This window comes from Pseudoalteromonas sp. McH1-7, from assembly GCF_013366255.1.
In the GTDB taxonomy this organism is placed as follows: Bacteria; Pseudomonadota; Gammaproteobacteria; order Enterobacterales; family Alteromonadaceae; genus Pseudoalteromonas; species Pseudoalteromonas peptidolytica.
In genome coordinates, this window is record NZ_JABWPQ010000003.1 from 162,495 (window position 1) to 187,076 (window position 24,582).

Below are 24,582 nucleotides of genomic sequence, written 5' to 3' on the forward strand. Positions count from 1 at the left end.
GAAAGCAAAGAATGACGGAAGCAACGCAACAAGCGCCAGAGCGAACGCTCGAGCAAGATTCTTATCAACTCATAAAGCGCCGACTTGGCAACTTTGGTAACGATCTAAAAAGCCAAATAGACCAAATTAACCAACAACGTGTTGATACCTTTGGCAGTACAGAACTTAAAGTACAAGGTCGAGCAAGAGTTCGTACTGAGCATAACTGCGTGCCACGAGACATCGTGCTCATAGGCGATAAACTTATCTTCGCCTACAATGTGTTTATGGGGCTCAAACAAAACACCCAAGTGAGTGACGTATTCACAGTACAAAAACTACACCTGCAAGATGACCATTACGAGATAGAGCCTTACCCCCAAGAAACTAAGTTTCTTACCGATCCGCGTTTTTTACGTGACTTTGATGAACTATACACCTATTACAAAGACACTCGACTACAACACCTCTTTGTCAAATCAAACAAGCTCTTTGCGCTATTTCAGATTGGTGAAAAACTCTCTGATGTCCGTGTCTTTCGCTGGCAGATCGCCAAAGACGAGACCTTAGATTACATTGATAACCGCGGAGAGCGTGACTTAGGCGAGGTAGAAAACTTTGACTTTGAGTGGCAAAAAACCGACCGCTCCGACCATGTCGAAGGCCGCCATCCACATATTAATGTAAACGATAAAGTCTTTATAGAAGTTTCTCGCGGCAAACTCACCGTTAAAATTGAAAATAACACCCAAAGTGGTGAAGGTATTTACCAAGAAGATGTAGATGACGCCAGCCAATCGCTTACAGATTGCGATTTACGCTTTGCCGAAGTTGGCGAAATGGTACTGCTCAAGTTGCTCCCCTATCGTGAAAAACAGTGGCGTTACTTTATTTATAACTGTCGTACCCAGCAGATACTGCGCCAAGATGCACTAGGTGGTGCCTGTGTGCAGCTACCAGAGAATCAAGGTATTATTTTTCCTGGGGGATATTACCTACAATCTGGGCAAACTCGCTATTTTGACGACCAACTAGATGAGTTAATTTTTCATCGTCAGCTCAAGTCCCCCAATGGTGAAGACGTACTCTATATTTTTTACGAACCAAACGATGGGCGCTATGCACTCTTCTCTTATAATATTATTGAGAAAAATCTGCAAAACCCTATTTATTGTCATGGCTATGGTATTTATGACGACGGTTTGGCGCTGACCTTTAAAGCGGAGCCTGAGCCTGAACGCGTTCACCCTATTCAGATCTGGCAAAGCCCTTTTTATAGCAGTGAGTTTGCCGCCAAAGCGCCTCGAGCCACTGGATTATTTGGCCGGATTGGGAACCCTGATTTAGTGAGGGCGATCTCCGATTTATACAGCGTTTTTAAAGCAATCAACGACCAAAGCCCAACGGTATTTCATTATGAAGATTTGATAGCCCTTACCCGCAGTATTTTAGACCGTTACCACTGGCTTGCAGAGCCCGATTTTAAAGACGTAACGGCAAAGCTGCATGATATTTTTGAAACTTCAGAACAAGTACTTGATGAGTTTGAAAAAGTAAGTCAAATTGGAGCTGACGCCAAACGCGCAGAAGCTGAAATACAACAGTCCTTACAAGACGTATTACGGGAAGTACGCCCAGACAGCTTTAAAAAAGCAGAACAGTTTGTGCAAAGTTTAGAGTCACTTAAGCATTTAAAGGGAAAAGTAATTAGCCTTGAAGAGGTGAAATACATCAACCTTGAAGCGCTCTTTGCAATGCAGCAGCAAATTGATGAACACACCCTAAGTCTAAGCCACAAAACTGCCGAGTTTTTGCAACAAGACAGTGCATTAGCGCCCTACTACGCCCAACTTGAGGGTTTAGAAGAAGCCAGAGCACACACTGAAAGTGTCACAGAACTAAATGGCTTTCTATCGAACTTAGAAACTTTGAGCGCTGAGCTTGATTTGCTCAACCACACCATGCTGGATCTCGACATTGAAGATAGCCGTGTTCGCACTAAAATTTTGGAAGATGTCAGCACTATTTATGGCCAAGTAAATCGCACCAAAGCAGCATTAGAAATTCAGAAAAAAAGTGTCGGCAGCGTTGAGGCTAAAGCGGAATTTGCAGCTCGCTTTAAGCTCTTTAGTCAAAGTATTACCAGTGGTCTTAGCGCAGCTAAAACCCCAGAGCAGTGTGATGAACAGTTATCTCGCTTGCTTATTCAGCTAGAAGAATTAGAGTCCCAGTTTAGTCAATATGATGAATTTTTAACGGAGATTTTGGCTAAACGTGATGACGTTTATGAAAGCTTTGAGGCACATAAACAGCAGCTCATTGACGACAGACAGCGCCGCGCACTGAGCTTAGCAAACGCTGCCGAACGTATTTTACAAGGGGTAACAAGGCGCACACAAAGCTTTAAAACTTTAGATGACATTAATAGCTATTTTGCGTCTGATCCTATGATTGGCAAGCTTCGCGATTTAACCCAAGAGCTAAAAGATCTCAGTGATGAAGTGAAAGCAGATGATATTCAGGCCAAACTCAAAGCCTGTAAAGATCAAGCGATCCGAGCTTTGCGAGACAAGCAAGATATCTATACCGATGGTGGCAACACAGTAAAAGTAGGAAAACACGCATTCAGTGTTAACAAACAAATGCTTGATTTGACTTTGCTACCACGTGACGAACAGCTCATGTTACACCTCACAGGTACTGAGTATTTTGATGTTATTCCAGATTCAAAAAGCAACCAATTACTTAATGATGCAAGTGCCTACTGGCAACAAAATCTGATATCAGAGAATCGCCATTTCTATCGTGGAGAGTACTTAGCAGCACAAGTTTTGGCTGCAGCTGAACAAGAAGAGAATGATTTTACTCAAGCTACACTTGAGCTTGCTGCTGATAATGGAAGTTTGCTTGCCATCGTACAAAAGTTTGCCGAGCCAAGATACCAAGAAGGCTATGAAAAAGGCATTCACGATCATGATGCCAGTCTGATTTTAGAGAACTTACTACAACAAAAGCAACAGCTGGGGTTACTCATCTATCCAGCCAGTTGTCGGGTTGCAGCACAGTTATTTTATACACAACTAAGCCAAACTGAGCTCACTGAATTGACGTTTCAAGCGACACAAGCTGAGTTAATGGCAACGAAGTTAGATGATCATGGTTTTAGCCAGCAGCTGAGCAACACACTAAGTAAACGTATCACTATATTTTGCCAACAGAACTTATCGGGCTATGTAGAAGAGTTAAGCCGCTTTTCAGGCGAATTAAGTGCAGCTTACCTCATTAAAGCCCTTGCTAGGCAACACAAACCGAGACAATTTGATCTGGCAGCGTCGGCTAAACAGATAAGCGAGCAGTTTATCTCAATGGCAAAAGCCAAAGGGGTGTGGCAACAACTTGAAGACTCATTGGCGCATTTAACTAAACTTGCAGACAAATGTCGCCTACTAAGCAGCTGGCTGCGCGCCTATGGCAATAAGCAAAATGCAAGCACAGAGATATTACTCGAAGCGGCAAACAGCATTTTGCTCTCTAAGCATTTTAGCCTCACCTACCAAGTCAAAGAAGCAGAAATAAACACTGAAATTTCAGACTTGATGGGTCAGCACCCTCGTATTGCCAATCAAGTATTGCACCTAGATTACGCCGACTTTTTTGCCCGAAGCAATGAGTATCTTAGTATTCATGTTCCCGCTTACAAACAGTACCAACAACTAAAAGCACAAGTGCTTGAGGCACAAAAGCAGCGCTTGCAGCTGGATGAGTTTAAACCCAGACCACTAAGCTCATTTGTACGTAACCAGCTGATTGACAAAGTCTACTTCCCTATTATTGGCGATAACTTAGCAAAACAAATCGGAGCGGCAGGTAATAATAAACGCACCGATTTAATGGGCATGCTACTCCTTATTTCACCACCGGGCTATGGTAAAACCACACTAATAGAATATGTAGCGAATCGCCTAGGACTCACTTTCGTTAAGGTAAACTGTCCATCAATTGGTCATGACCAAGTATCCTTAGATCCCGCGCAAGCCATCAACGCCACAGCTGCAAAAGAAATTGAAAAGATCAATCAAAGCTTTGAGATGGGCAATAACGTGATGCTATACCTTGACGATATTCAGCATACCAACCCAGAGTTTTTACAAAAGTTCATTTCTTTATGTGACGGCTCAAGACGCATAGACGGTGTGTGGAACGGTCGCAGTAAAACCTATGATCTCAGAGGCAAGAAGTTTGCCGTGGTAATGGCTGGAAACCCTTATACCGAATCTGGTGAGTCATTTAAAATCCCTGATATGCTAGCCAACCGTGCCGATATTTATAATCTTGGTGATACCCTAAGTGGCTGTGAACAAGAATTTGCGATGAGCTTTATTGAAAATACGCTCACTTCCAACGCCGTGCTCGCACCTCTTGCTAATCGTGGCATGGAAGACTTATATAAACTGGTTCGCATTGCTCAAGGTGAAGATCTTTCTATTAATGAATTGGAGTTTAATTACTCTCAAGCACAAGTAAATGAAATTGTCAGCGTACTGAAAAAGCTACTCACCATTCGCGACACTATTTTAAAAGTAAATGCACAGTATATTGCCTCTGCTGCGCAAGATGATAACTACCGCACAGAGCCGCCATTTAAGTTACAAGGCAGCTACCGTAATATGAATAAAATGGCTGAAAAGGTGGTTGCTGCCATGAATGACAGTGAGCTTGAAAACCTAATTCAAGATCACTACCGCGGTGAGGCACAAACACTGAGCAAAGGCAGTGAAGAAAATCTACTAAAACTGGCCCAATTGCGCGGCAGATTAACGGATGAAGCAGCAGCTCGCTGGTATGAAATTAAAGCAGAGTACGCGCGCCTAAACCGTAGTAGTGATGAAGGAAGCCCTGCACAATTGGCCGTTGAACAACTAAGCTTTGTTAATAAATCCCTTGCCCAAATTGCCGCTAAACTCGATAAAGAACAGCTTAGCTTTGATTACAGTGCGCTGCTGCAGCAATTGGCTCAAGTGCTTGACGAACAAGAGTTCTCCACCCAGTTAACTGAGCTACGAGAGACCTTATCACAGCAGCCTTATGCCGCCCCGCTAACACAATTGATAGCTTCACAGCAACAAGTTGTTCAGGAAATGGCGGGGTTACAAAATACTATCCAACAAACCGCGAATGGCCAGCAGCTACTCGCTAATCTGGATAAACTCAATGACTTGCTTAACACTCAAGCACAAATACAACACGCATTGGGTCAACAGAGTCAGCAGCAAAATACGTTATTTTCACACTTGTCAGATCGCTTAGAGGCGGTGGCACAACCGCAGATCCAAGTCGATAATCACCTTGATGACAGTAATGCAAAAGCGCTTGAGGCCGTCACGACATTATTAGCAAATACCCTAACAAACTCAAATACAGAGCCAGTTCAGCAACAGCTCAAAGACATTTTACATAAGCTTGAGGAAATTAAATCAAGACCCGTCGTCAGTAATGACTCAGGTGCGAAAAATCCATACATGCTATGATACCAATTTGACTTAATACTTGCTCAATTTGAAGGCGTAAACCTGACGCTAACCGCGTTAAAAATTTCTTATTTAGAACAACTAAATAGCAAAATTTTTGCCTTGCCTATACGGAGGTAGAGGACGCGGTAGCGGGGTTATCGACAAGATTTTCTCGCCTCAAAATAGACCACTTAATTAAGAAAATTGGTATCAGCTCGGCGCAATTCGCGCTAAAACTGGCTGCTAGGAAGGCATTAATTATTCAAGGTTCAAATTATTTAGGCGCTGCGACTTTTTTCATTGAGTATTCACTCCATGACCAAGGACTGAGCTCAAATATTTTATCGGATTGAGCTTCACCATTAGCGCAAACATCCTCATGTCCGATGATCCTAACAGGCAAACGCTCCGAATATGATTTTTTCAGAATATCAAATTGATATTGCGCGACAGGTGAAGAAAGGTCTAATTGCCATGTAAGCTCATCACCATTGGCAATACAAGTTTCAAAATTAGAGTGCTCTTTCATTACTTCAATTCTAAAGTAAACTGCGTGGTCGCCATTAGCACCCGACCTTGTGATCAGTTGATCAACAGTCCCATATACGTCATTTGCAGCACTAACCGACAATGAAAAAAGACACAGTGTAGTCAGGCAGAAGGTTTTTATTCTCATTATTTTATCCATTATTAAAGTGATACCAACTTGCTTTTACCAAGAAATTACAATTCCAAAAAAAAATAAATACAGGAATTATTTATTACATAAAATTACCATATTGGTTAATTTGTAACAAGTAAGTTTACAACTATTTGGGTTGGATAAAGGAAAGACCAGGCCATCGCCTCAATGCTTACTCTATATTACTTTCTGTCTAATTCCAAAATAAGAAGACCGCTCGGTCAAAATAGTATTCAGATCAACTCGCGACTCACTCCGGCATTTTTGCCATCACTGACAAAAACTCTAAGGATGGTGCAAAAAAAGCAGACCCCATATCTGCACTGGAATAATCTAATATCGGATCATAATTCTCTGCTACTCCCAGCCTACTTTTTAACACCTGCTCAAACGCATCACCTTTGGCGCTACAACTTAAATACAAGCTTCCTTGTTCAAATACATCGCCAAATGGCATACTTTGCTCCAGTATTAGCGCATGACCATTTTCATCTTTTAATTCGGTTAAAGTTGCGTGGTTCGGGAGCTCACAATCGACTATCAAGTCATTGTCTAACCGTGTGCGACCCATTAAATGCTCTTGTTCACTAAGTGATAAACTCTGCCAACGCATTAGGTCAAACTTCACCCGCTGTACATGAATATAACTTCCTAGGTGATCAGCTGCATTTGGGTTATGCACCAAAGCCACTTCACGCTTGTTACGCCCTCTGGGATTATTGGCACCGTAAATAAAACCGTTAAAATCACGCCCATCCAGAAAACGAAAAGCACGGACGTGTGCCACCATCTCGACTAAACCATTGAGCATATGCAATACACTTTGGGCAAAGATATGATTAACATCTTCGCGATCAGAGCGGATCACATAGAGTAAGTCGAAAGGTTGAGTATGTACGGTATGCTCCGCATCAATAATGTGCGGAAAGCTTTTTAGCTCTTTAGGAATAAATTCGGGATAGATATGCGGCCAATACTGTGCACCAATAGCCACAAAACTCGACAACATGGACTCAGAAAAGCGGTCTTCTAATTCTTCTTGTAGACGCCCGCAATTACCAAGCGCCGCTCGTAACGCTTCATCTTGCCCTTCAAGCACATTGAAGAACAAATGTAAGCCGTGCAAATTAGCTTCAGCACACACACCAGATTGGGCAAGCGCCATGCTCTACTCCCTGCTTTATTCATCTACTATTAAGAAAAGAAATTTACAGCATGTGCCTTAATTTTTAAAGAGATTGGTTTAGTTAAGTCAAGAGGCTCATGTGCAGGGTGAGATACCTCAAGCTCTTGACCCTCTACGGTCACGCGATAAATATACTCTGTTCCCATAAAACGTTGATTAAGGATCTTAACACTGCCTTGGGCGCAATTTTCTAGAGTAATATGCTGCGGTCGTAGATACACTTCACCTTTTGCATCCATATTCCCAAGTTCAACCAAAGAGTGTACAGCACCAAATTTCGTTTCGACGGAAGCACCATTGACCCTTTGTGCAGGAATGTAGATCCCTTGGCCTAAAAATTCAGCAACCATTTTACTTTTGGGACGTTGAAATAGTGTTTTTGGATCACCAACTTGGGCAATCTTTCCTTTGTCCATAATGGCAAGGCGATCGGCAAAAGCAAACGCCTCTTCCTTTGAGTGGCTCACAAAAATAGCAGAAACCTGCTGATCTTTAATGATACGACGAATATCATTAATTAATTGAAAACGTACCTGCGCATCAATATTTGAAAATGGCTCATCAAGTAATAGCAAATTAGGCTTGTAAGCCAATGCACGAGCAATCGCAACTCGTTGCTGCTGACCACCAGAAAGCTCATGAGGGAAGCGTGCTGCATAGCCTTGAAGCTGCACCAAGTTGAGCATTTCAGCGACTCTGCTTTCACGCGCCGATTTGTCTTTGATAGTTAAACCAAACGCCACATTTTGTGCCACAGTCAAGTGCGGAAATAGCGCGTAATCTTGAAACATCATCCCAATATTACGCTTTTGTGGTGGGATAAATCCGCTAGCACCATTCATGGCTTTACCCAAAATACTGACGCTACCCTGAAATGGCTCTATCAAGCCAGCAATCACTTTAAGTGTCGTGGTTTTTCCGCAACCGCTAGCACCGAGCAAACATACGATCTCATTTTGCTCTACATTTAGAGTTAAGTTATTCACTACGGCTTCGCCGTCATAGCGATAAGAAAGATTTTCTAGCACTAAGCTATGCATTAACTTCGCTGCTCCATTGAACGGTTTACGACATAAAGCGGAATTAAACCAACTAAAACAATAAATAACGCCGACACTGAGGCTAATTCTAGCTGCTCATCACTGACATATTGAAAAACATGAGTGGCTAATGTCTCATAATTAAAGGGTCGCAATAACAACGCTGCGGGTAGCTCTTTCATACATTCAATAAACACCAGCAGTGCAGCGGTTAAAATACCACGACGTAATAAAGGCAAATGAATCGATAACATCGTGCTGAGTCGATTGCGTCCTAAAGAAAAGCTTGCCATATCTAGACTTGGGCTGATCCGTTGATAACTTGACTCTACCGCTCCTTGAGCTATCGCATAAAACCTCACTACATATGCAAAAACTAAGGCAAAGATAGTTCCACTAAACAATAACCCAGGCTCAAATTGAGAGCCTTCAAACCATGTGTTTAGCTTATCATCTAGTAAGGTTAGCGGGATCAACACTGCGATTGCCAACACAGTTCCTGGAAGTGCGTAGCCAGTACTCGCTAATTTACCCGGCACAGCAACACGTTTACCATGACTGACACGCTGGTTAAATACCACCAACATACTCATGATAATCAAGACTACACTCACCCAAAATGCAATTTTTAGACTTTGCCACGCGTACAAGAAAAAACTGTCGTTCCATGCTTGCTCAAAGTAATTAATAGCATAATCGACCAGTACCCATGTTGGTACAATGAATGCTATGGCAAGAATCAGCCAACAAAACCCGCTGGCCAACCATGCCTGCGTGCCTTTGAGGTGATATAGCGTGGTGCTGTTTACACTTGATTGGCGCTCATGTACTACTTGTGTTGGCCGGCTCAACCGCTCTAATGTTAACGCCAGAAATAAAAACAATAGCATAATGCCAGATATTTTTGCGGCAGCAGTAAGAGAATAATACCCAAGCCAAGTATCGTATACCGCGGTAGTTAGCGTGCTTACAGCAAAATAGTGAACGGTAGCGAAGTCTGCCATACTTTCCATTGAGATCAACGCTAAACCAGCAACAATGGCACCACGAGATAAGGGTAAACTTACCTTAAAAAAGCTTTGAGAAGGTGATTTACCCATAAGCTGACTAGCTTGCACAAGCTTGAAAGATTGCTCTCTCAGTGCGGTCCTGAAGATCAAAAACAAATATGGATATAGTACCAAAGCTATCATCACGATGGCACCGGGCAAAGTGCGAATATCGAAAAACCAATAGTCATCAGGTGATTGCCACCCAAACCATCTTCTTAGCGCAATTTGTACAGGCCCTGCGTAATCAAGCAGATCCGTATAGACGTATGCAATAAGGTAAGTTGGCATCGCCAGCGGTAACATCAACGACCACTCAAAAAAACGCCGCCCAGGAAATTCACAATACGCGGTTAACCAACCTAGAGGTAAAGCTATTAACGCGCAGACAAGACAAACACCAACAATAAGCCAAATGGTATTGCTGACGTAATCCCATAGGACAGTATCCCAAAGGTGAGCAAATACTTCAGAGTTTGGTTGAAACGACTCAACGATCAAAAATAAAAGCGGGACTGATAAGCTAAGCCCTATCAGCCACGCAAACGTCTGCCATTTAGACAGTGACAATGATAACTGCATTAAAGGTCAAATTTTACCTCATCAATTAACTTAAGCGCTAATGGACGGTATTTACTGATCTCTGACAATGGTAGGCTATCTTCCTTAAATTCGCCCCATGATGCCACTAGTTTAGATAACTCGACGCCAGGTTTCACTGGATATTCCATATTCATCGACGCATACATATTCTGCGCCTTATTGTCGGTCATAAACTCAATGAGTTTCAAGGCATTTTCAGTATTTTTAGCGTGCTTGGTTAAGACAACACCAGAAACATTAATATGCGAACCACGATCTTTCTGATTTGGGAAGTTGATATAAACGGCATCAGCCCACGCTTTTTGCTTTTCGTCTTCCATCATTTTACCGAAGTAGTAGCTGTTTCCGATGGCTAAATCACATAGCCCTTCTTTTACCGCTTTCACTTGCGCACGATCGTTACCTTGAGGCTTGCGCGCTAAATTTTCCTTAACCCCTTCTAGCCATGCTTTAGTTTTTGCTTCACCGTGATGTGCAATCATAGAGGCAACTAAACCAAGGTTATAAGGGTGCTTACCTGAGCGTGTACAAATTTTGCCGCGATACTGCTCGTCTGCTAATGCCTCATAAGTAAGTGCATCTAACTTGCCAGTGCGAGCTTTAGATGAATAAACATTACGTACCCGTTTAGTTAATGCTACCCACTGCCCTTCAGGGTCTCTAAAGTTTGCCGGAATATTTTTTGCAACCGTGTCGCTACTAATTGTTTGCGTCAGGTTCTCATCCTCTAACTGGATTAGCGCGCTGAAGTTTGATGTAAGTACAAGGTCAGCACGACTGTGTCTACCTTCACGCTTAACTCGCTCTATCAAGCCTTTTTTTGCAAAAACCACATTAGTTTTAATACCAGTTTGCTTTGTAAAATCATCCAAAATTGGTTGGATTAGAAAAGGTTGTCTAAACGAATAAATATTAACCTCTTCTGTCGCCACTGCTGGTAAGCAAGTGAGCGCAGCCAGTAAAGTAACCAGTGCTTTTTTCATAAAGACTCCATTTAGTAAACAATAATTATTATCAAATAATTCTACCTGTAATTATATCGTTTTACACCCTGAATATTTAATCTTGTATCAGGGCTTGGTGATCCATTGTAGAAAAGCGGAAAATCAACTGTGAGATATTTCTTACTTAACTACCAGAAATTGAGTAAATAGACGCTGAAATAACACCCAAAACAAAACTAACCCGTTGAAATTTATAAAGTTATAGATTTTTATATTTATCCCTCTTGTAAAAGGTCTACTTTTAACTACAGCGATTTTTTTTGGCTTGCTTATAATTAACAACATCTCAGGAAGAGAAATAAAGGGACATCAGGATACGCTCAGGGTAGGAAATGCAAAAGGAAGCGCACCCACTTAAAGGATGAGAGGGTAAGTAGAGCGAGGATAGTGTTTACAGGGAGTAAGCACAGAGATGGGAATGGAATATAAGGTTCATGATGAACCTGAGGAGCGCTTCAGGGGAGAAGCTAGACGTTAAAGGTTAACGTTACTGTGTTGGATACGCAGTTGGTTAAGGATGAAAAAGGAAGGTACAAAGGATGTACCCGTAACTAGTGGTTTAGGAGATACCAATCGTTGCAGTTATAAGCGCAACACTTAGCTTGATATACCAGCTTCAAGCTACTAAGTGCCTAAGTAGATAAAGCGATTATTGGCACTGCTGCTTTGGAAAGTAGCAACAAGGGACAATGAGAACAAATGGATGTTCTTAGCAATTGGACGGCGAAGGATAAAACAGCGGACGTTTAAAAGGAACAAGGACACAGGGCTAGATGCCTTTATTCGCAAAATGAGAACACTAAGCGATACCATGGAAGAGGAAAGATTCAGGACGTTGAACTACTCAACTTTGCAGGATGCAGTTAGAAGATTCCGTAAGCGCGGCTCAGCAATGGGTCGCGCTCTTCTTATTTTGCTCCCTCTCTAAACTCACCCGCTATTGAGGCTATGTAAATCAAAAGCGTCGTTATACCAATTGCATTATTTGCACAAAATGAAGTATCCATTTACAGCCTATCATTCGAAATAACATCAATAGTTAGCAATAATACCTATTTTCTTAATTAAGTGGTCTATTTTGAGGCAAGAAAATCTTGTCGATAACACCGCTTCCGCGTCCTGCTATCGCCGAGGTACCTACATCCGTGTAGGCAAGGCAAAAATTTTGCTATTTAGTTGTTCTAAATAAGAAATTTTTAACGCGGTTAGCGTCAGATTTACTCCGTCAGATTGAACAAGTATTAAGTCAAATTGGTATTAGTGATTGCTCACAATATACCTAGGCTACATTTTGCTGCGCTTTCCTTTTAGGTAAGCATCTCTAAAGTCGACAAAGTGGGCAGTTAATTTATCAGCGGCATCTTGCTCACCACACTCAGCAAACAATACACAAGCCACTTCTGCCGTTCCAAGCTGGTGCTCATGTGGTGCCACCCGAAGCTTATAATCTGAAAGCTTATCCGGTGCGATTGACAGCACAGGCAGGTTATCCAAGTAAGGGCTTTTTCGAAACATTTTTTTCGCTTCTCGCCATGTTCCGTCCAAAAAGATAAACAATGGTTTTTTATCGGCTGTACGATGTATTTGCGTGATCACCCGCTCAGGCTCTACCCCTTGTTCAGGAAAAACGACTATCGGCGCATATTGTGGATCTGCAAGTAGCGCCAATAAACCTTCATCAGGTTCTGTTCTGTCCCAACGAAACGCATAATTATCAGGAATAACATCAGCAATGAGACGCCCGGTATTGGACGGTTTAAAGCTTTCGTTGTGATACATTAACAAGCATACTGCACAGTTTGCTTCAGCAACTTGTACTTTATTGCAAATACACAAAGTGGACGCTAATAAGCAACATTCACAACGCGCTAATTTGGAGCCTCTGGCTTTATACTCTCGTCGTGCAGCAGCAATTTGTTGCTGTCTAAGTGCTAATACTGAATTGTTCACTCTGTTCCCCATCAAAAAATGCCGGCGTATTTTAGTCAAGCGTTACGCCTGCGTCTACGCAAACTTAATCACTACCTTTACTCAGGATGTAAGCTCTTGTACGCTAAAGTTTTATTGAGAGTATAAATAGATGCAAGTAAAGGATTCAAAAAGGCTACATTACCGTTTGCTCACCGCAGCAGACGCCCAACTGCTCGCCGACCTTGATAGCGACCCTGAGGTGATGAAGTTTATTACAGGTGGCAAAACAAATTCACTGGAAGAGGTGAAAACGGTCTATATTCCACGCTTAAGTACATTCACCGAAGAGTCTAAAGGATGGGGACTTTGGGGCTGTTTTGAGTTGCCAGATAAACACTTTCTCGGCTGGATTCTAGTCCGCCCTGCTCATTTTTTTAGCGAACAAAGAAATGATCGAGATTTAGAACTTGGCTGGCGATTTAAACAGATATCATGGGGAAAAGGACTTGCAACCGAAGCGGCGCAACAAGTCATGTCTGAATTAGTCAGTGCAAACCCTGATCTTACGCACTTTAGTGCGATTGCTGATGAAGGCAACACAGGCTCTATCAATATAATGAAAAAGCTCGGGATGAGCTTTGTCAAAAAAGGGCTACACAATGACATTTTAGGCGATATGGAAGTCGTATATTACGAAAAGCCAGTATCGAAATAATGCGCTTTGAGAGTGATCCTCATTCACTGTTCGGTGCGCGACACAGTTAACTGTATCTGCGCACAAGCCTTTATCTTACTGAAGAAAGACTGGATCAAGTGGTATGGTTTAACCACGAGTGAATAGCAGACAAAATAAATCGCGAGAAAGGGATTAAATCCCTTTTCGGCGTAGCGGTTCAGCATACATGCTCACCACAAACTGTTTCAGTTCATCAGGAACAGTTTCAAGCTTTGACATAAAATCAGCTCTATCCTCAGCGCTTACTTTCGTGTCATCCCCTGCTGCCAAGTGATTAGTTGAATGTAAGTGATAAAGCTCTAAGATTTGTTTATCAATAACTTGGGCTAGTTCGTCGGGATTCTCCACATCGCAAGTAATTGGCGCACCAAAGGCAACATGCACATGGCCTTTGTCTGAGCTAAAGCCGTCAACAATACTGGCGATATCTTCCCCTTGCGCCTTAACATACTGGCCAAACTGCTGCTTATGATACAACTCTTTTGCTTTGGCTACTGCACATGGTTCATATTGATATGAAATCGCAACCGGTACAATTTTTAGCTGCTTAATATACTCAGAAAAGTCTACTTTTAGCTTTCTGCCGTTCAACTGCAACATCTTTAGTAAAGCAGGATCCGTTTGATCGATGCCATCTTTAGCTCGTCCTTCTTTTTGGGCAATCCAAATAGAGTTTCCTTCGCTAAGCGAGTCAAAAATATAGGCAGAGAGCTGGGTTAACGCCTTTAGCATTTCTTTGGGCGCTTTTGCAGAACGTTTCACGATAAAGCTTTTGTTAAGACGCATCAGCTCCGTGATGTAAGGTACTTGCAACAGGTTATCCCCAATCGCGATTCGAACAGTACGCATATGCTGTTGATGCAATCCCCAGTTTACCAAAGCTGGATCCAGCACAATATCACGGTGATTTGAAATAAATAAATAAGAGGTATGCGAGTCAAGCGACTCAAGACCTGAATATGTGACTTTAGACGTCGTTTTGTTGATTAAAATCTGTAAATAGTACGCAACTTCATTTTGTACCTGCTCGATACTGCAAAAGTTTCCCCACTTATTTTTAAGCTTCATTCTTACTAGGGGTCGGGCAACTACCGGCCAGGCACTTAGCCATGCCGGCAAGTTATATTTAGCGATAACATCGATAAACTGGTCATCTCCCAATAAACGTGCCAAGGCAGGTACAACTTCATCATCATTATACGGTCTTATGTCAGCGTATTTATCCACTCTACTTCTCAAACTCTCGGATTAAAGCATACTTTGGCGCATTCTATCGTGTCAGATAAACAGACGCTAAGCATTTCATGTCTGACCACCAGAGTAATACATCTTGCTGGAACATAAAATGCCTAAGCGTAATTTAGCAGTGCTGGATAACGATTACTTTAAAGTCAGCACTACACACTCTCTGCTCTAAATACTTCACTCAGCTTAAGTATCGCCAGTCTCAGTAGTAATGCGGCAAGTAATATTCCCATGGATACGCTAAGCCAGTGAGGCAGAATTTCATGCTCTTCACCAATCATCGGAGTGACCACAAAGCCATAGGTAGCAACGAGGTGATCGGTCAGGAAGCCAAAGATAAGCGCAACCCCAATCACACCGACCAAATAAGCAAATACGGCTCTACGCCCAAGCTCTTTACCTACAACACCTATAGTAGCAATATTGGTGGCAGGGCCTGCCAACATGAATACCAATACCGCCCCCGGAGACACTCCAGCCATTAATAAACCTGCTGCAATTGGCGTTGAAGCGGTAGCACAAATATACATTGGAATACTGATCAAAATAACCACCAGCATCGCTAAAATACCATCGCCCCATTGAGATAAAAATGACTCAGGTACAAATGTTTGCACTAACGCGGCAAAAAATAAGCCTATCAATAACCACACCGCGGTATCAGATAATAACTTATTACAGCTAAACTTTATTGCTTCAATTATTTTTGCCGTAATCGCTGACTGCGCTTCTGTTGGCTGTGAGCTACAACAATTGGTTTCAGAAGGGCTGGGATCACAACAATTTGACGCCGATGAAGCCTTACTCTGGCAACTACTATTACTACTTCCAGCGGCTACTAGCTTTGGCTCTGTTGTTGTACAGCAGCTTGGGCTGGTTACCGGCTTAGTATCGCAACAAGACTTGGTTACCTGCGGTTTTGGCTCCGATGGGGCTGAGGCGCTACAACAACTGCTAGTTTTAGGAGACGTGTTTGACACTTTTTCCGTCGTTGATTTTTTATCTTCATCTTTTTCCTTTCCAACCAATAAACCCGCTGCAATCGCACTAGCAACCGCAGCAATAGGTCTTATCACCGCCATAAAAGGCCCAAGCAGCACATAGGAAACAGAGATTGAGTCGACGCCGGTTTCGGGCGTTGAAACTAAAAAAGCTGTCGTCGCACTTTTCGACCCTCCAGCTCTTCTAAGCCCAACCGCTGCGGGTATAACACCGCAAGAGCATAATGGCATTGGCGCACCAATTAAGGCAGCTTTAATTGTCGTCCAAAATCCTTCCTGACCTAAGTGCTTTTGCAGTAAGTCTTTTGGAATAAAAACGTTGAGTAAGCCCGCCAACACTAAACCTAGTAACAACCATGGCGCTGATACTAAAAATAGCTGCCAAAAATTCAATATCAGTTCATTCATCGATAGCCTCCAAGGCGGTTAAAATTGAGCAGCTCACTGCTGCTTCCTCACCACCACAGCATTGCTTTGCCAGTGTTGACAAGGATTGTTCAAACTTTTGTAACTCTGCTATGCGCGCTCTGACTAAATCACGCTTAGTGAGCGTCAGCGTTTTTACTTCTTCACAGCTGTGCTGATGCTTTTCAAATTTAATTTTTAACAGATCTTGCACTTCTTTGAGGCTAAATCCCACTTTTTTAGCACGAAGAATAAAACGCATCTGTTTTTCACTTTGCTCATCAAACAAGCGATACCCTCCTTCACTCCTTGCGCAAGGGTGAAGCAGATCATTTGCTTCGTAATATCTTAACGTGTCCGTCGATACATTAAGCCGATTTGCCAGCTCACCAATCTTTATCACTTTACACTCCTCAGTCCCGAAGATTATCCTAGCCGATATGATAAGTATAAACCTTAGAGTTAACTCCAAAGTCAAGTAAAGGATAAAAATAATGCAAATAGTGGTTTTAGACGCTAAAACTCTTGCCAATACCGACCTTACACCTATTGCTAAATTAGGCACACTCACATCTTATGATATGACCGCCTACGAAGACATCTTGTCTCGATGTGAAAACGCAGAAGTCATAATTACCAATAAAGTCAAACTTGATGCGAAGCTCATTGCGTCTTTACCTAAATTAAAGCTGATTTGTGTCGCAGCCACCGGGGTTAATAATATCGAGTTAGAAGCAGCTAAGGCACATCATGTTGCGGTGGCAAATGTAGCTGGTTACTCAACCCCCTCTGTTGTTCAGCATACTTTTACTATGTTAGGTAATTTGATGACAAATATTCATCGTTACCAACAAGATTGCCAAGCTGGACGCTGGCAGCAAAGCCCTATGTTTTGCCGTTTAGATTACGACATTAGCGAAATCGCAGGAAAGCATTTTGTCATTATAGGGCATGGCGCTTTGGGTGAAGCGGTTGCAAATGTTGCCAAAGCATTTGGTGCAAAGGTGATCATTGCTGAGCGTAAAGGCGCCACTCAAGTTAGAAATGGCCGAATGGCTTTTACTGAGGCACTACGTATTGCTGATATTGTGTCTATCCATTGCCCCCTGACAGCAGAAACTGAAAACTTGATTGATGACGCTGAGTTTGCAGCACTTCAAGGTCATGCTTTTATAATAAATACAGCAAGAGGTGGGATAGTAAACGAGCAAGCTCTTGTTAATGCACTTAATAATAATCAAATTGCAGGAGCTGCGGTGGACGTGTTAACACATGAACCTGCTCGCACAGATAATCCATTAGTGAACTATCAAGGCGATAATTTGCTACTCACCCCTCATATTGCATGGGCAAGTAAAGAGGCTATTGCACGCTTGGTAAATGAGATCGCACTCAATATTAACGCATTCGCCTCCGGCACAGACAGAAATAGAGTGGTCTAGTTACTTGAACAATGATGAATATCACTAAATTTTGGTAAAAATGTAACCCCCAGGTTGGACATAAAAAAGCAAGTTATTGATATTATTAAACATTACAAGTTGGCAAAAAGTTTGCATTGATAAGGTACAAAAAAGTGAAAAGCTGTTTACAATAAAAAACAGCAATAAAGAGCAAAAAGGAAAGAATAATGAAAAAATTAATGTTAGTAGCAGCACTAAGCTCGACTCTGTTATCAGGTTGTATTGTTGCAGTATCGGATGGTGAAGTTGAGCACGGCTGGGCATCTAAATACAATTCGAATTGGGAACAAAAGCAGCGTGAAAACCGTGAAAAGATAGCGGATTTTAAAATGGGCACCGATTACGCAACGGTAAAAGAAGCGCTGTCTACTCCTGACTTCAGTGAACTCGTGGCAAAAGATGGTGATAATTATCAAGTGCTTTACTACGCTACAAACAGCAAGCATTCAGATGGAAAAATAACCAAAGATGAATGTACTGCGCTAGTATTCAAAAATAATCAGCTTATCGGCTTTGGTGATAGCGCACTTAAACAAATTCTGTAACGTGTATACACACCAAGGATGGTGTAATTAAGACAAGCTACAAAGCAACTACACAACCTATTGCGTGCCCATTCTTTATCTAAGCTCGAAACCATGCTGAGCTATAGCTTTTATAAAAAACGTATTATATCTGTTTGATAAATATTGTACTCTGTTGCTTTTGCGCTTCTGCCAGCGCGCTATCAGCATTTTTTATCAATTCGTTGAGCTCTAGGGTTTTATGTTGCTCAATATGGACAGCCCCGATACTGACACTAACATGTGCACAAATGGGAGAAGCGATATGTGGTATTTTTAACGCATTAACTGCATCATGAAGTGACTGTGCAATTGATGTTACAGTATCAATATCATGCTGCGCCGATACTAATGCAAAGCGAGTACCATCGAAGCGACCTATAAATACGCTGTAGCGTGCGGCCGTTTCTTCTAGCGCTTTAGCCACCTTAAACAAACAAGTATCACCATGCATATAACCATAATGCTCGTTAAACGTTTTAAAGAAATCGAGTTCAACCAACATGATAGAAAAACAGCCCTGTGCAGCCTCACTTCCGGTTAATAACGCTCGCATTTGTTCATCTAAACGTCTACGATTTGGTAATTCTGTCAATCCATCCAATGAAACCAGCTTTTCTAGTAAGTCATTCTTTTTCTTAATTGCCAGATGATTTTTGAGTCTTGTTTTTACTATCAGAGGGTTAAAAGGCTTTGTAATATAGTCTACGGCGCCTAATTCGAGTCCCCTCGCTTCGTCTTTAAAACTCACGCTACCCGATATGACTATCACCGGGATCCCATAAGTGCTCGCGTCTTTTTTTAGCTTCTCCAAAATGGTAAAACCAGATCCATTGCCCATAGCAACATCTAAAATAATCAGATCGGTACGATTCGCTTTTACCTCATCGATGCAAAACGCAGGATCTTCACAGTGAAAAAGTGTGTGATCCTCACTCAGGATGTTGGTTAATACCATTTTGTTTATCGGGTCGTCATCAATTATAAAAATATGCTCAGCTTGCTGCATCCCTTAGTACTACCTTCTTTGCTCAATAAAGCATATGACTTGAGATAGTGCGGTGGTAAGTTTATCCAAGTCTGTGCGATTTGTTATAGTTGTAATTTTTTTACTTTGCGTTTCAAGGTCTTTGGCCACTTTAGCAAGCCGCTTAAACCCTAATCCCGCAGCCGCCCCTTTGATGCCATGTGCAAGTTCAAATAAAGCTGCCCCCTGTTCAAGTTGGCTGACCTGTTCTAGGTAATCATGACAAAGTTTAGCAAATTTATCTAACATTGTTTGCAAAAACGTTTCATTTTGCATCATCTGTGACAAGGCAAACTCATAATCAAAAAATGCCTCTGTAGTAAACTCTGACTTAACAATATTACTTGCAAGCGTTTTACAAGCTTGAGCGCTACTAATGGGTTTTACCAAATAGTCATTCATACCGACTTTAGCAGCCTTCGCACGCTCTTCTTTACTTGCATTTGCAGTCAACGCGATAATCGGAAGCTCAGCTGCTGAGCATATCTTTCTTATTTGTTGAGTGGCTTGATAACCATCAACCTTGGGCATATGAATATCCATCAAAATGACATCAGGACTTAAGGTTTGTACTATTTCCTGAATTCTCTCAGCACTTTGAAGTGCAACTGTCGATATGCCATTCTTTTTCAACATATTTTCAGTAATATCCAGATTCAGACTGTTATCATCTACCACCAAACACAGCGCGCCTGCTACTTGCACACAACCACTATCCACGGTTTGCGTCATGTGAGCAAACTCCGCAAGCCAAGTATATGCAGATTGATAGAACACATGTTGATTCAGGGCGATATGGTTATTTTGCTCTGTTAGTTGCTCGTCACAATGTAATATAACGGCCTTAGTACTCGCTAAAACACCTGCAGGTAAATTGGCACAGTGTGGAGGCACAACCACGATGGACTGCTCCAAATCTTCAGCACTTTGCGATACTTGATCTAACAATATAGGGGTTGCCAGTCCCGCGAGGTAGCTCGGCAATTGCTCCTGTGTGTCAACAAGACAGTAAACGGCCTTATGGCTCTCGACAATGGGGCAAGCTCCTTTATCCACAACCAATTCAAAAAAGAAGCAACTACCTTGGTTGGGCGTCGAGTCAACGGTAATATTTCCTCCCAGTAATGCCACTTCTTGTTTTACGATCGCAAGTCCAAGACCAATCCCTTCATGTCGTCGAGTAAAGCTCTCGTCCCCTTGAGTAAAGGCGTCAAAGAGATGTTCCACTTGTTGTGCTTTAATCCCAACACCAGTATCCCACACTGCAAACTTTATTGTTTGCTTAGCCGTTGTATCCGCTGTGACATCAACTTTTAAGCCAATTTGGCCTTGATTGGTGTACTTAACTGCATTACTTAATAAGTTAACTAGTATTTGTTTGATCTTGTCTTCATCGCTATACAGATAGGGCCAAACTAAGGCGTCAATTTGCAACTCAAATGATAAGCCTTTTTGCACACACAAAGGCTTTATCAACGACTCTATGGCCGTAAATGCCTGACAAGCTTGAAAGGTCTCGTACTGGATAGTGCCTTGGTGACTCTCTACTTTTGCAAATTCCAAAATGCTATTGAGCATTGCCAATAGTTCGTTTGCAGCACCAGAAAGCTGTTGCAATTTTTTACTTTGCAGTCGTGTTAGCGACTCACTATTTATCATGTCCGCAAGACCTAAAATAGCATTGATTGGCGTTCTAATTTCATGGCTAATATTTGCGATAAAGCGGCTTTTAGCAAGTGTTGCACGTTCAGCGTCCTGCTTCGCAAGCAGCAGGCCTGTAATATTTTGAATATGAATAACATAGTATTTTGGGCGTTTGTCCTTATCCCAAACCAAAGAGATGCTAAGTTGAAGCCACCTGTGCTTACCTGCCTGCGAAACCGTGTGTTCTACTACTTTTTTTTGCTGCTTTAATAACCCAGCTAACACACTTTGAAGCGACTGCCAGTTTTGTTCATCAAACAACCGCTCCAGCTGCTTTTCTCCGGTGTTTTTATCTAAGGATAAAAAGCGCTTTGCAGCTTTGTTCATTTCCAGTATTTTGCCATCTATTGCTGATAAAATAACCCCATTGGGGGCAAACTCAGTTGCCGCTCTAAAGTTTTCTTCAGAATCTCTTAAAGCGTTGTAAGCTTCTTGAGCTGCTGTAATATCACGTGCAACGCCCAAGCACCCAATCAACTTTCCAGTGTCTGATTTAAGTGGTGTGATAGTTAAAAAGTAGGTATTTTTACCCAATACAAAGTTGGTAGACACTTGTTCTTGTGAGTGTTCCATTAATGCCTCTTGCTCAAGTAAAATAGTGAGGCCTGAGGTAACTTCTCGTTGAGTTTTCGCCACCAATAAAGACTTATCCACCCCCATAAACTCCTCAAACGCTCGGTTACAGCCAATGAAAGAGCCATCAATATTTTTGAAGTAAATGATGTCTGGTACCGAGTCTAATACGGCATTTAATAATGCAGCTTGGCGCTCCTTAGCTTCAAAACTCTGCTTTAGTGCTTGCTGCTTACGCTTTATTTCGTCATCAAGCTCTTGGTTATGCTGCTTTAGCGTATGCATTAAGCGCGATTTTTGCTCTACGACTTGTTTGATTTGAGCAAACCATGGTTGCCATTCTGAGGGAATAGGATAATTTAACGTCGTTTCAGGTGAGTGTTCCTGTAACGAGAGATAGTTGACAAAGTGCGTTAATGGCCGCACAAAAATCTGCCGACTAAGCCACACAATGGTGGTAAACGTAAATAATATAAAAAAGAGCAATAGCGCAAGCTCTAGCAATATTTCTCGTTGCAGGGGCGCGGCAAATTGTGCATAGCTTTCATGATAATTTAAGCTAATAGGTTCTTTAGCTGGCTCTGCAATAAAGTGTAATCCGTACTGCCAAGGCGCAGCAGACTTTGCAAGCCCGGCATGCTCATAGTCAAAACGCTCCCCCGCAATGATTTCATTACTTTGGTTTTTAAACTCCATGGTTCCATCCAAAGAGCCTATGTTTTGCAGCCAACGATCAATAATATGACTATCGTAAATCATTAAAATATGGGTATTGTCGACTGTCGAGAGCTTTTTACCAAGAGCGAACATTTGCCTATCAAAAAATTTAACTGGAGAGCCAACGACAATATTACCAAGGCTAAAGTCGGGCTGAAATTTACCGCGCACTAGCTGAGTAATAAAGTGGCTGCTCGTGGCCTCCCTACGTTTAATAAAGGCAAAGCCATCATCTTCGATATAAGCAACTGCATATAGCCCACCTTGCAGTGCCAAAGCTGCATCAAAAGCGGTATTAAGTGACAACACGGTCTGCCAACGCTTAGTTGCAAATAAGGCCTCGTTTACCTGCCCTCTGCCAACAATTTCGCCGCCGCTATTTGGCAGTGCATGATAATAATGCTCAGGGTGCTGTTCTATGTCTTCCAACCATTCTGGTGGTTTCTGAAAAGAGATTGGCTGCGCGAGATTAACTGCAATACTGTCTAACACAACATGTGCAGCATAAAACTCTTGTTTGAGCTGTTGAGAAACGTATTCATACTGACCAAAACGCACTTTATATTGGCGTTCGAGTTTAATTTGATACAGGTGGTAAGCTAAAATGAGTACCAACAAGATAGGAATAACCACTGCAACTAAAATTCCCTTTCGATAGCTTCTTAGTGGTAAAAATTCTTTAGTTGCATCCATTTACTGGCTCATTCCCGTTTGCACACATACGTATTCAAAAGAGTAACGAGCCAGCCGATTCAAGGCAAGTTATAAATTTTCTTCCGCAAAACTGGCTAAGCGACTCCTTACAACGCCATTTAAATTGATGGTAGCACTGCCTTCAAAGTCTTTAAATCGCTCCACAATATAAGTCAATCCAGATGTAACTGGGGTTAGATAATTACTGTCTATCTGTGCCAAGTTGCCGGTACAAATAAGCTTAGTGCCCTCGCCACAGCGAGTAATAATGGTTTTTAATTGCGAGGCGGTTAAGTTTTGGCTCTCATCCAAAATAACAACCGCATTTTGAATACTGCGGCCACGCATAAAGTTCACCGACTTAAATTGGATATTTGCTTTCTCCATGATGTAGTTTCGGCTCGTGACAGGGCTCTCATCATGTTTATGAAGCACCTCTAAAGTATCGGTGATGGCTGCAAGCCAAGGCGCCATTTTTTCTTCCTCGGTGCCGGGTAAAAATCCGATGCTCTCTGCGATTTCAGGTGTGTTACGCGTCACAATGACTTTGTCGTAAATACCTTTTTCAATAATCATCTCTAGTGCGCTCGCAAGCGCTAGTAATGTCTTACCGCAACCCGCAGGCCCTGTTAGTATCACCAGTTCAATATCAGTATCAAGTAACGCATCCAATGCCATACCTTGGTTTATATTCTTTGGTTTTACCCCCCATGCTTGACGGTGCATAAGGCGCTCAACACCAAGGTCTTTTAATCTGATGTGCTCATCATCATACCCCACCACTCGCGCTGCAAAATGATTTGTATCATCAATAAGATACTCGTTGCAAAACACATCAGGCACCAATGATTTTGGTACCTCATGGATAGTATAACGGCCATTTTGCTGCGTTTGACACTCCCCAACATCTTGCCAAAAATCGCCATCAACCTTTTTAAACCCACTGGTAAGTAATGCAATATCATCTATCAGCTGATCAGTGCGATAGTCTTCTACATATTTAAGCCCAGCCCCCTTCGCTTTTAGCCGCATGTTAATGTCTTTGGTAACCAATAAGACTTTTTTGTCACTATATTGCGTTTGTAAATGTACCGCACAGTTGATGATCCTATGGTCATTTTCATTACCAGGTAACCCTGATATAGAGTCAGGAAATAAATGATCATTAACAATTATCAACTTTCCAGAACTTGGCGTTCTGTGGTTTTCAAGTTTTAATGTTGGTAGCGCTACCCCCTCTAGCATTTGCTCTGGCGTTGCATCGCGCAGTACATCATCTAATCCGCGAATTGCAACTCTCGCATCTCTACTTACATCACTCTTTCTATCTTTGATGTGGTCAAGTTCTTCTAAAACTGTCATGGGAACGACAACGTCATGCTCTTGGAAAGAAAGGTAAGCGAGTGGTTCGTGGAGAAGTACGTTGGTGTCTAGTACGTATACTTTATGGTCTTTATCTTGTTTTACCATAGCGCATTCCTGTTGTTTACA

The 24,582-nt window shown here is 42.1% G+C and carries 16 protein-coding genes; 4 read left to right on the forward strand and 12 right to left on the reverse strand.

The genetic code is table 11. The features are described from left to right. The first annotated feature begins 11 nt into the window (after positions 1 to 11). Positions 12 to 5,507: a DNA repair ATPase gene (locus HUZ36_RS03270; protein WP_176031980.1), complete on the forward strand. Its 5,496-nt coding sequence runs from the start codon at positions 12 to 14 to the stop codon at positions 5,505 to 5,507. 256 nt (positions 5,508 to 5,763) lie between these two features. Here the strand turns inward: HUZ36_RS03270 and HUZ36_RS03275 are convergent, their stop codons facing one another. The 6 genes from HUZ36_RS03275 to HUZ36_RS03300 all read right to left on the reverse strand — a co-directional run bounded on the left by HUZ36_RS03275 (position 5,764) and on the right by HUZ36_RS03300 (position 13,003). Continuing rightward, positions 5,764 to 6,165 (reverse strand): hypothetical protein, encoded by a 402-nt coding sequence (locus HUZ36_RS03275; RefSeq protein ID WP_176031981.1) that lies wholly within the window; start codon positions 6,163 to 6,165, stop codon positions 5,764 to 5,766. 256 nt (positions 6,166 to 6,421) lie between these two features. Continuing rightward, positions 6,422 to 7,336: a Dyp-type peroxidase gene (locus HUZ36_RS03280; protein WP_176031982.1), complete on the reverse strand. Its 915-nt coding sequence runs from the start codon at positions 7,334 to 7,336 to the stop codon at positions 6,422 to 6,424. A gap of 29 nt (positions 7,337 to 7,365) precedes the next feature. Then, entirely contained in the window at positions 7,366 to 8,397 is a 1,032-nt protein-coding gene (locus HUZ36_RS03285) for an ABC transporter ATP-binding protein (RefSeq protein WP_147391307.1), read from the reverse strand. After that, positions 8,397 to 10,028, reverse strand: coding sequence for an ABC transporter permease (locus HUZ36_RS03290; RefSeq protein WP_176031983.1), 1,632 nt, complete (start codon positions 10,026 to 10,028; stop codon positions 8,397 to 8,399). The genes HUZ36_RS03285 and HUZ36_RS03290 overlap by 1 nt, the downstream gene beginning before the upstream one ends. Beyond that, entirely contained in the window at positions 10,028 to 11,032 is a 1,005-nt protein-coding gene (locus HUZ36_RS03295; protein ID WP_125251644.1) for a Fe(3+) ABC transporter substrate-binding protein, read from the reverse strand. Before HUZ36_RS03295 ends, HUZ36_RS03290 begins: the two co-directional genes overlap by 1 nt. Before the next feature lie 1,305 nt (positions 11,033 to 12,337). After that, a complete protein-coding gene (locus tag HUZ36_RS03300; protein WP_125251643.1) occupies positions 12,338 to 13,003 on the reverse strand; it encodes a tRNA-uridine aminocarboxypropyltransferase in 666 nt (221 codons plus the stop codon). A 130-nt stretch (positions 13,004 to 13,133) separates the two neighbouring features. Here HUZ36_RS03300 and HUZ36_RS03305 point away from each other — a divergent pair, with 130 nt between their 5' ends. Then, positions 13,134 to 13,679 (forward strand): GNAT family N-acetyltransferase, encoded by a 546-nt coding sequence (locus tag HUZ36_RS03305; RefSeq protein ID WP_176031984.1) that lies wholly within the window; start codon positions 13,134 to 13,136, stop codon positions 13,677 to 13,679. 153 nt (positions 13,680 to 13,832) lie between these two features. Here HUZ36_RS03305 and HUZ36_RS03310 read toward each other — a convergent pair whose 3' ends face one another. The 3 genes from HUZ36_RS03310 to zntR all read right to left on the reverse strand — a co-directional run bounded on the left by HUZ36_RS03310 (position 13,833) and on the right by zntR (position 16,754). Then, the gene (locus tag HUZ36_RS03310) at positions 13,833 to 14,927 is read right to left on the reverse strand and encodes a lysophospholipid acyltransferase family protein (RefSeq protein WP_125251641.1); all 1,095 of its coding nucleotides are present in this window, start codon (positions 14,925 to 14,927) and stop codon (positions 13,833 to 13,835) included. 170 nt (positions 14,928 to 15,097) lie between these two features. Then, positions 15,098 to 16,354 carry an SO_0444 family Cu/Zn efflux transporter gene (locus tag HUZ36_RS03315; protein ID WP_176031985.1) on the reverse strand — a complete coding sequence of 419 codons (1,257 nt, stop codon included), beginning with the start codon at positions 16,352 to 16,354 and terminating at the stop codon, positions 15,098 to 15,100. Next, positions 16,347 to 16,754, reverse strand: coding sequence for a Zn(2+)-responsive transcriptional regulator (zntR, locus tag HUZ36_RS03320; protein WP_147390675.1), 408 nt, complete (start codon positions 16,752 to 16,754; stop codon positions 16,347 to 16,349). Before zntR ends, HUZ36_RS03315 begins: the two co-directional genes overlap by 8 nt. Before the next feature lie 91 nt (positions 16,755 to 16,845). Here zntR and HUZ36_RS03325 point away from each other — a divergent pair, with 91 nt between their 5' ends. Beyond that, positions 16,846 to 17,793: a D-2-hydroxyacid dehydrogenase gene (locus tag HUZ36_RS03325; RefSeq protein WP_125251638.1), complete on the forward strand. Its 948-nt coding sequence runs from the start codon at positions 16,846 to 16,848 to the stop codon at positions 17,791 to 17,793. 188 nt (positions 17,794 to 17,981) lie between these two features. Then, positions 17,982 to 18,359 (forward strand): DUF3192 domain-containing protein, encoded by a 378-nt coding sequence (locus tag HUZ36_RS03330; RefSeq protein WP_128732384.1) that lies wholly within the window; start codon positions 17,982 to 17,984, stop codon positions 18,357 to 18,359. Between the two features lie 124 nt (positions 18,360 to 18,483). Here the strand turns inward: HUZ36_RS03330 and HUZ36_RS03335 are convergent, their stop codons facing one another. The 3 genes from HUZ36_RS03335 to HUZ36_RS03345 form a co-directional block, all read right to left on the reverse strand. Further along, the gene (locus HUZ36_RS03335) at positions 18,484 to 19,386 is read right to left on the reverse strand and encodes a GGDEF domain-containing response regulator (RefSeq protein ID WP_176031986.1); all 903 of its coding nucleotides are present in this window, start codon (positions 19,384 to 19,386) and stop codon (positions 18,484 to 18,486) included. A gap of 9 nt (positions 19,387 to 19,395) precedes the next feature. Further along, positions 19,396 to 23,091 carry a hybrid sensor histidine kinase/response regulator gene (locus HUZ36_RS03340; protein WP_176031987.1) on the reverse strand — a complete coding sequence of 1,232 codons (3,696 nt, stop codon included), beginning with the start codon at positions 23,089 to 23,091 and terminating at the stop codon, positions 19,396 to 19,398. Positions 23,092 to 23,160: 69 nt separating this feature from the next. Beyond that, the gene (locus HUZ36_RS03345; protein ID WP_125251634.1) at positions 23,161 to 24,561 is read right to left on the reverse strand and encodes a PhoH family protein; all 1,401 of its coding nucleotides are present in this window, start codon (positions 24,559 to 24,561) and stop codon (positions 23,161 to 23,163) included. Positions 24,562 to 24,582: the final 21 nt, after the last annotated feature.

What these genes read in the sequence shown, in the direction of transcription:
- HUZ36_RS03295 (WP_125251644.1), bottom strand. Translation starts at nt 11,032, where the DNA reads ATGAAAAAAGCACTGGTTACTTTACTGGCTGCGCTCACTTGCTTACCA.
- HUZ36_RS03280 (WP_176031982.1), bottom strand. Translation starts at nt 7,336, where the DNA reads ATGGCGCTTGCCCAATCTGGTGTGTGTGCTGAAGCTAATTTGCACGGC.
- HUZ36_RS03305 (WP_176031984.1), top strand. Translation starts at nt 13,134, where the DNA reads ATGCAAGTAAAGGATTCAAAAAGGCTACATTACCGTTTGCTCACCGCA.
- HUZ36_RS03335 (WP_176031986.1), bottom strand. Translation starts at nt 19,386, where the DNA reads ATGCAGCAAGCTGAGCATATTTTTATAATTGATGACGACCCGATAAAC.
- HUZ36_RS03270 (WP_176031980.1), top strand. Translation starts at nt 12, where the DNA reads ATGACGGAAGCAACGCAACAAGCGCCAGAGCGAACGCTCGAGCAAGAT.
- HUZ36_RS03325 (WP_125251638.1), top strand. Translation starts at nt 16,846, where the DNA reads ATGCAAATAGTGGTTTTAGACGCTAAAACTCTTGCCAATACCGACCTT.
- HUZ36_RS03345 (WP_125251634.1), bottom strand. Translation starts at nt 24,561, where the DNA reads ATGGTAAAACAAGATAAAGACCATAAAGTATACGTACTAGACACCAAC.
- HUZ36_RS03340 (WP_176031987.1), bottom strand. Translation starts at nt 23,091, where the DNA reads ATGGATGCAACTAAAGAATTTTTACCACTAAGAAGCTATCGAAAGGGA.
- HUZ36_RS03315 (WP_176031985.1), bottom strand. Translation starts at nt 16,354, where the DNA reads ATGAATGAACTGATATTGAATTTTTGGCAGCTATTTTTAGTATCAGCG.
- HUZ36_RS03330 (WP_128732384.1), top strand. Translation starts at nt 17,982, where the DNA reads ATGAAAAAATTAATGTTAGTAGCAGCACTAAGCTCGACTCTGTTATCA.
- HUZ36_RS03290 (WP_176031983.1), bottom strand. Translation starts at nt 10,028, where the DNA reads ATGCAGTTATCATTGTCACTGTCTAAATGGCAGACGTTTGCGTGGCTG.
- HUZ36_RS03275 (WP_176031981.1), bottom strand. Translation starts at nt 6,165, where the DNA reads ATGAGAATAAAAACCTTCTGCCTGACTACACTGTGTCTTTTTTCATTG.
- HUZ36_RS03285 (WP_147391307.1), bottom strand. Translation starts at nt 8,397, where the DNA reads ATGCATAGCTTAGTGCTAGAAAATCTTTCTTATCGCTATGACGGCGAA.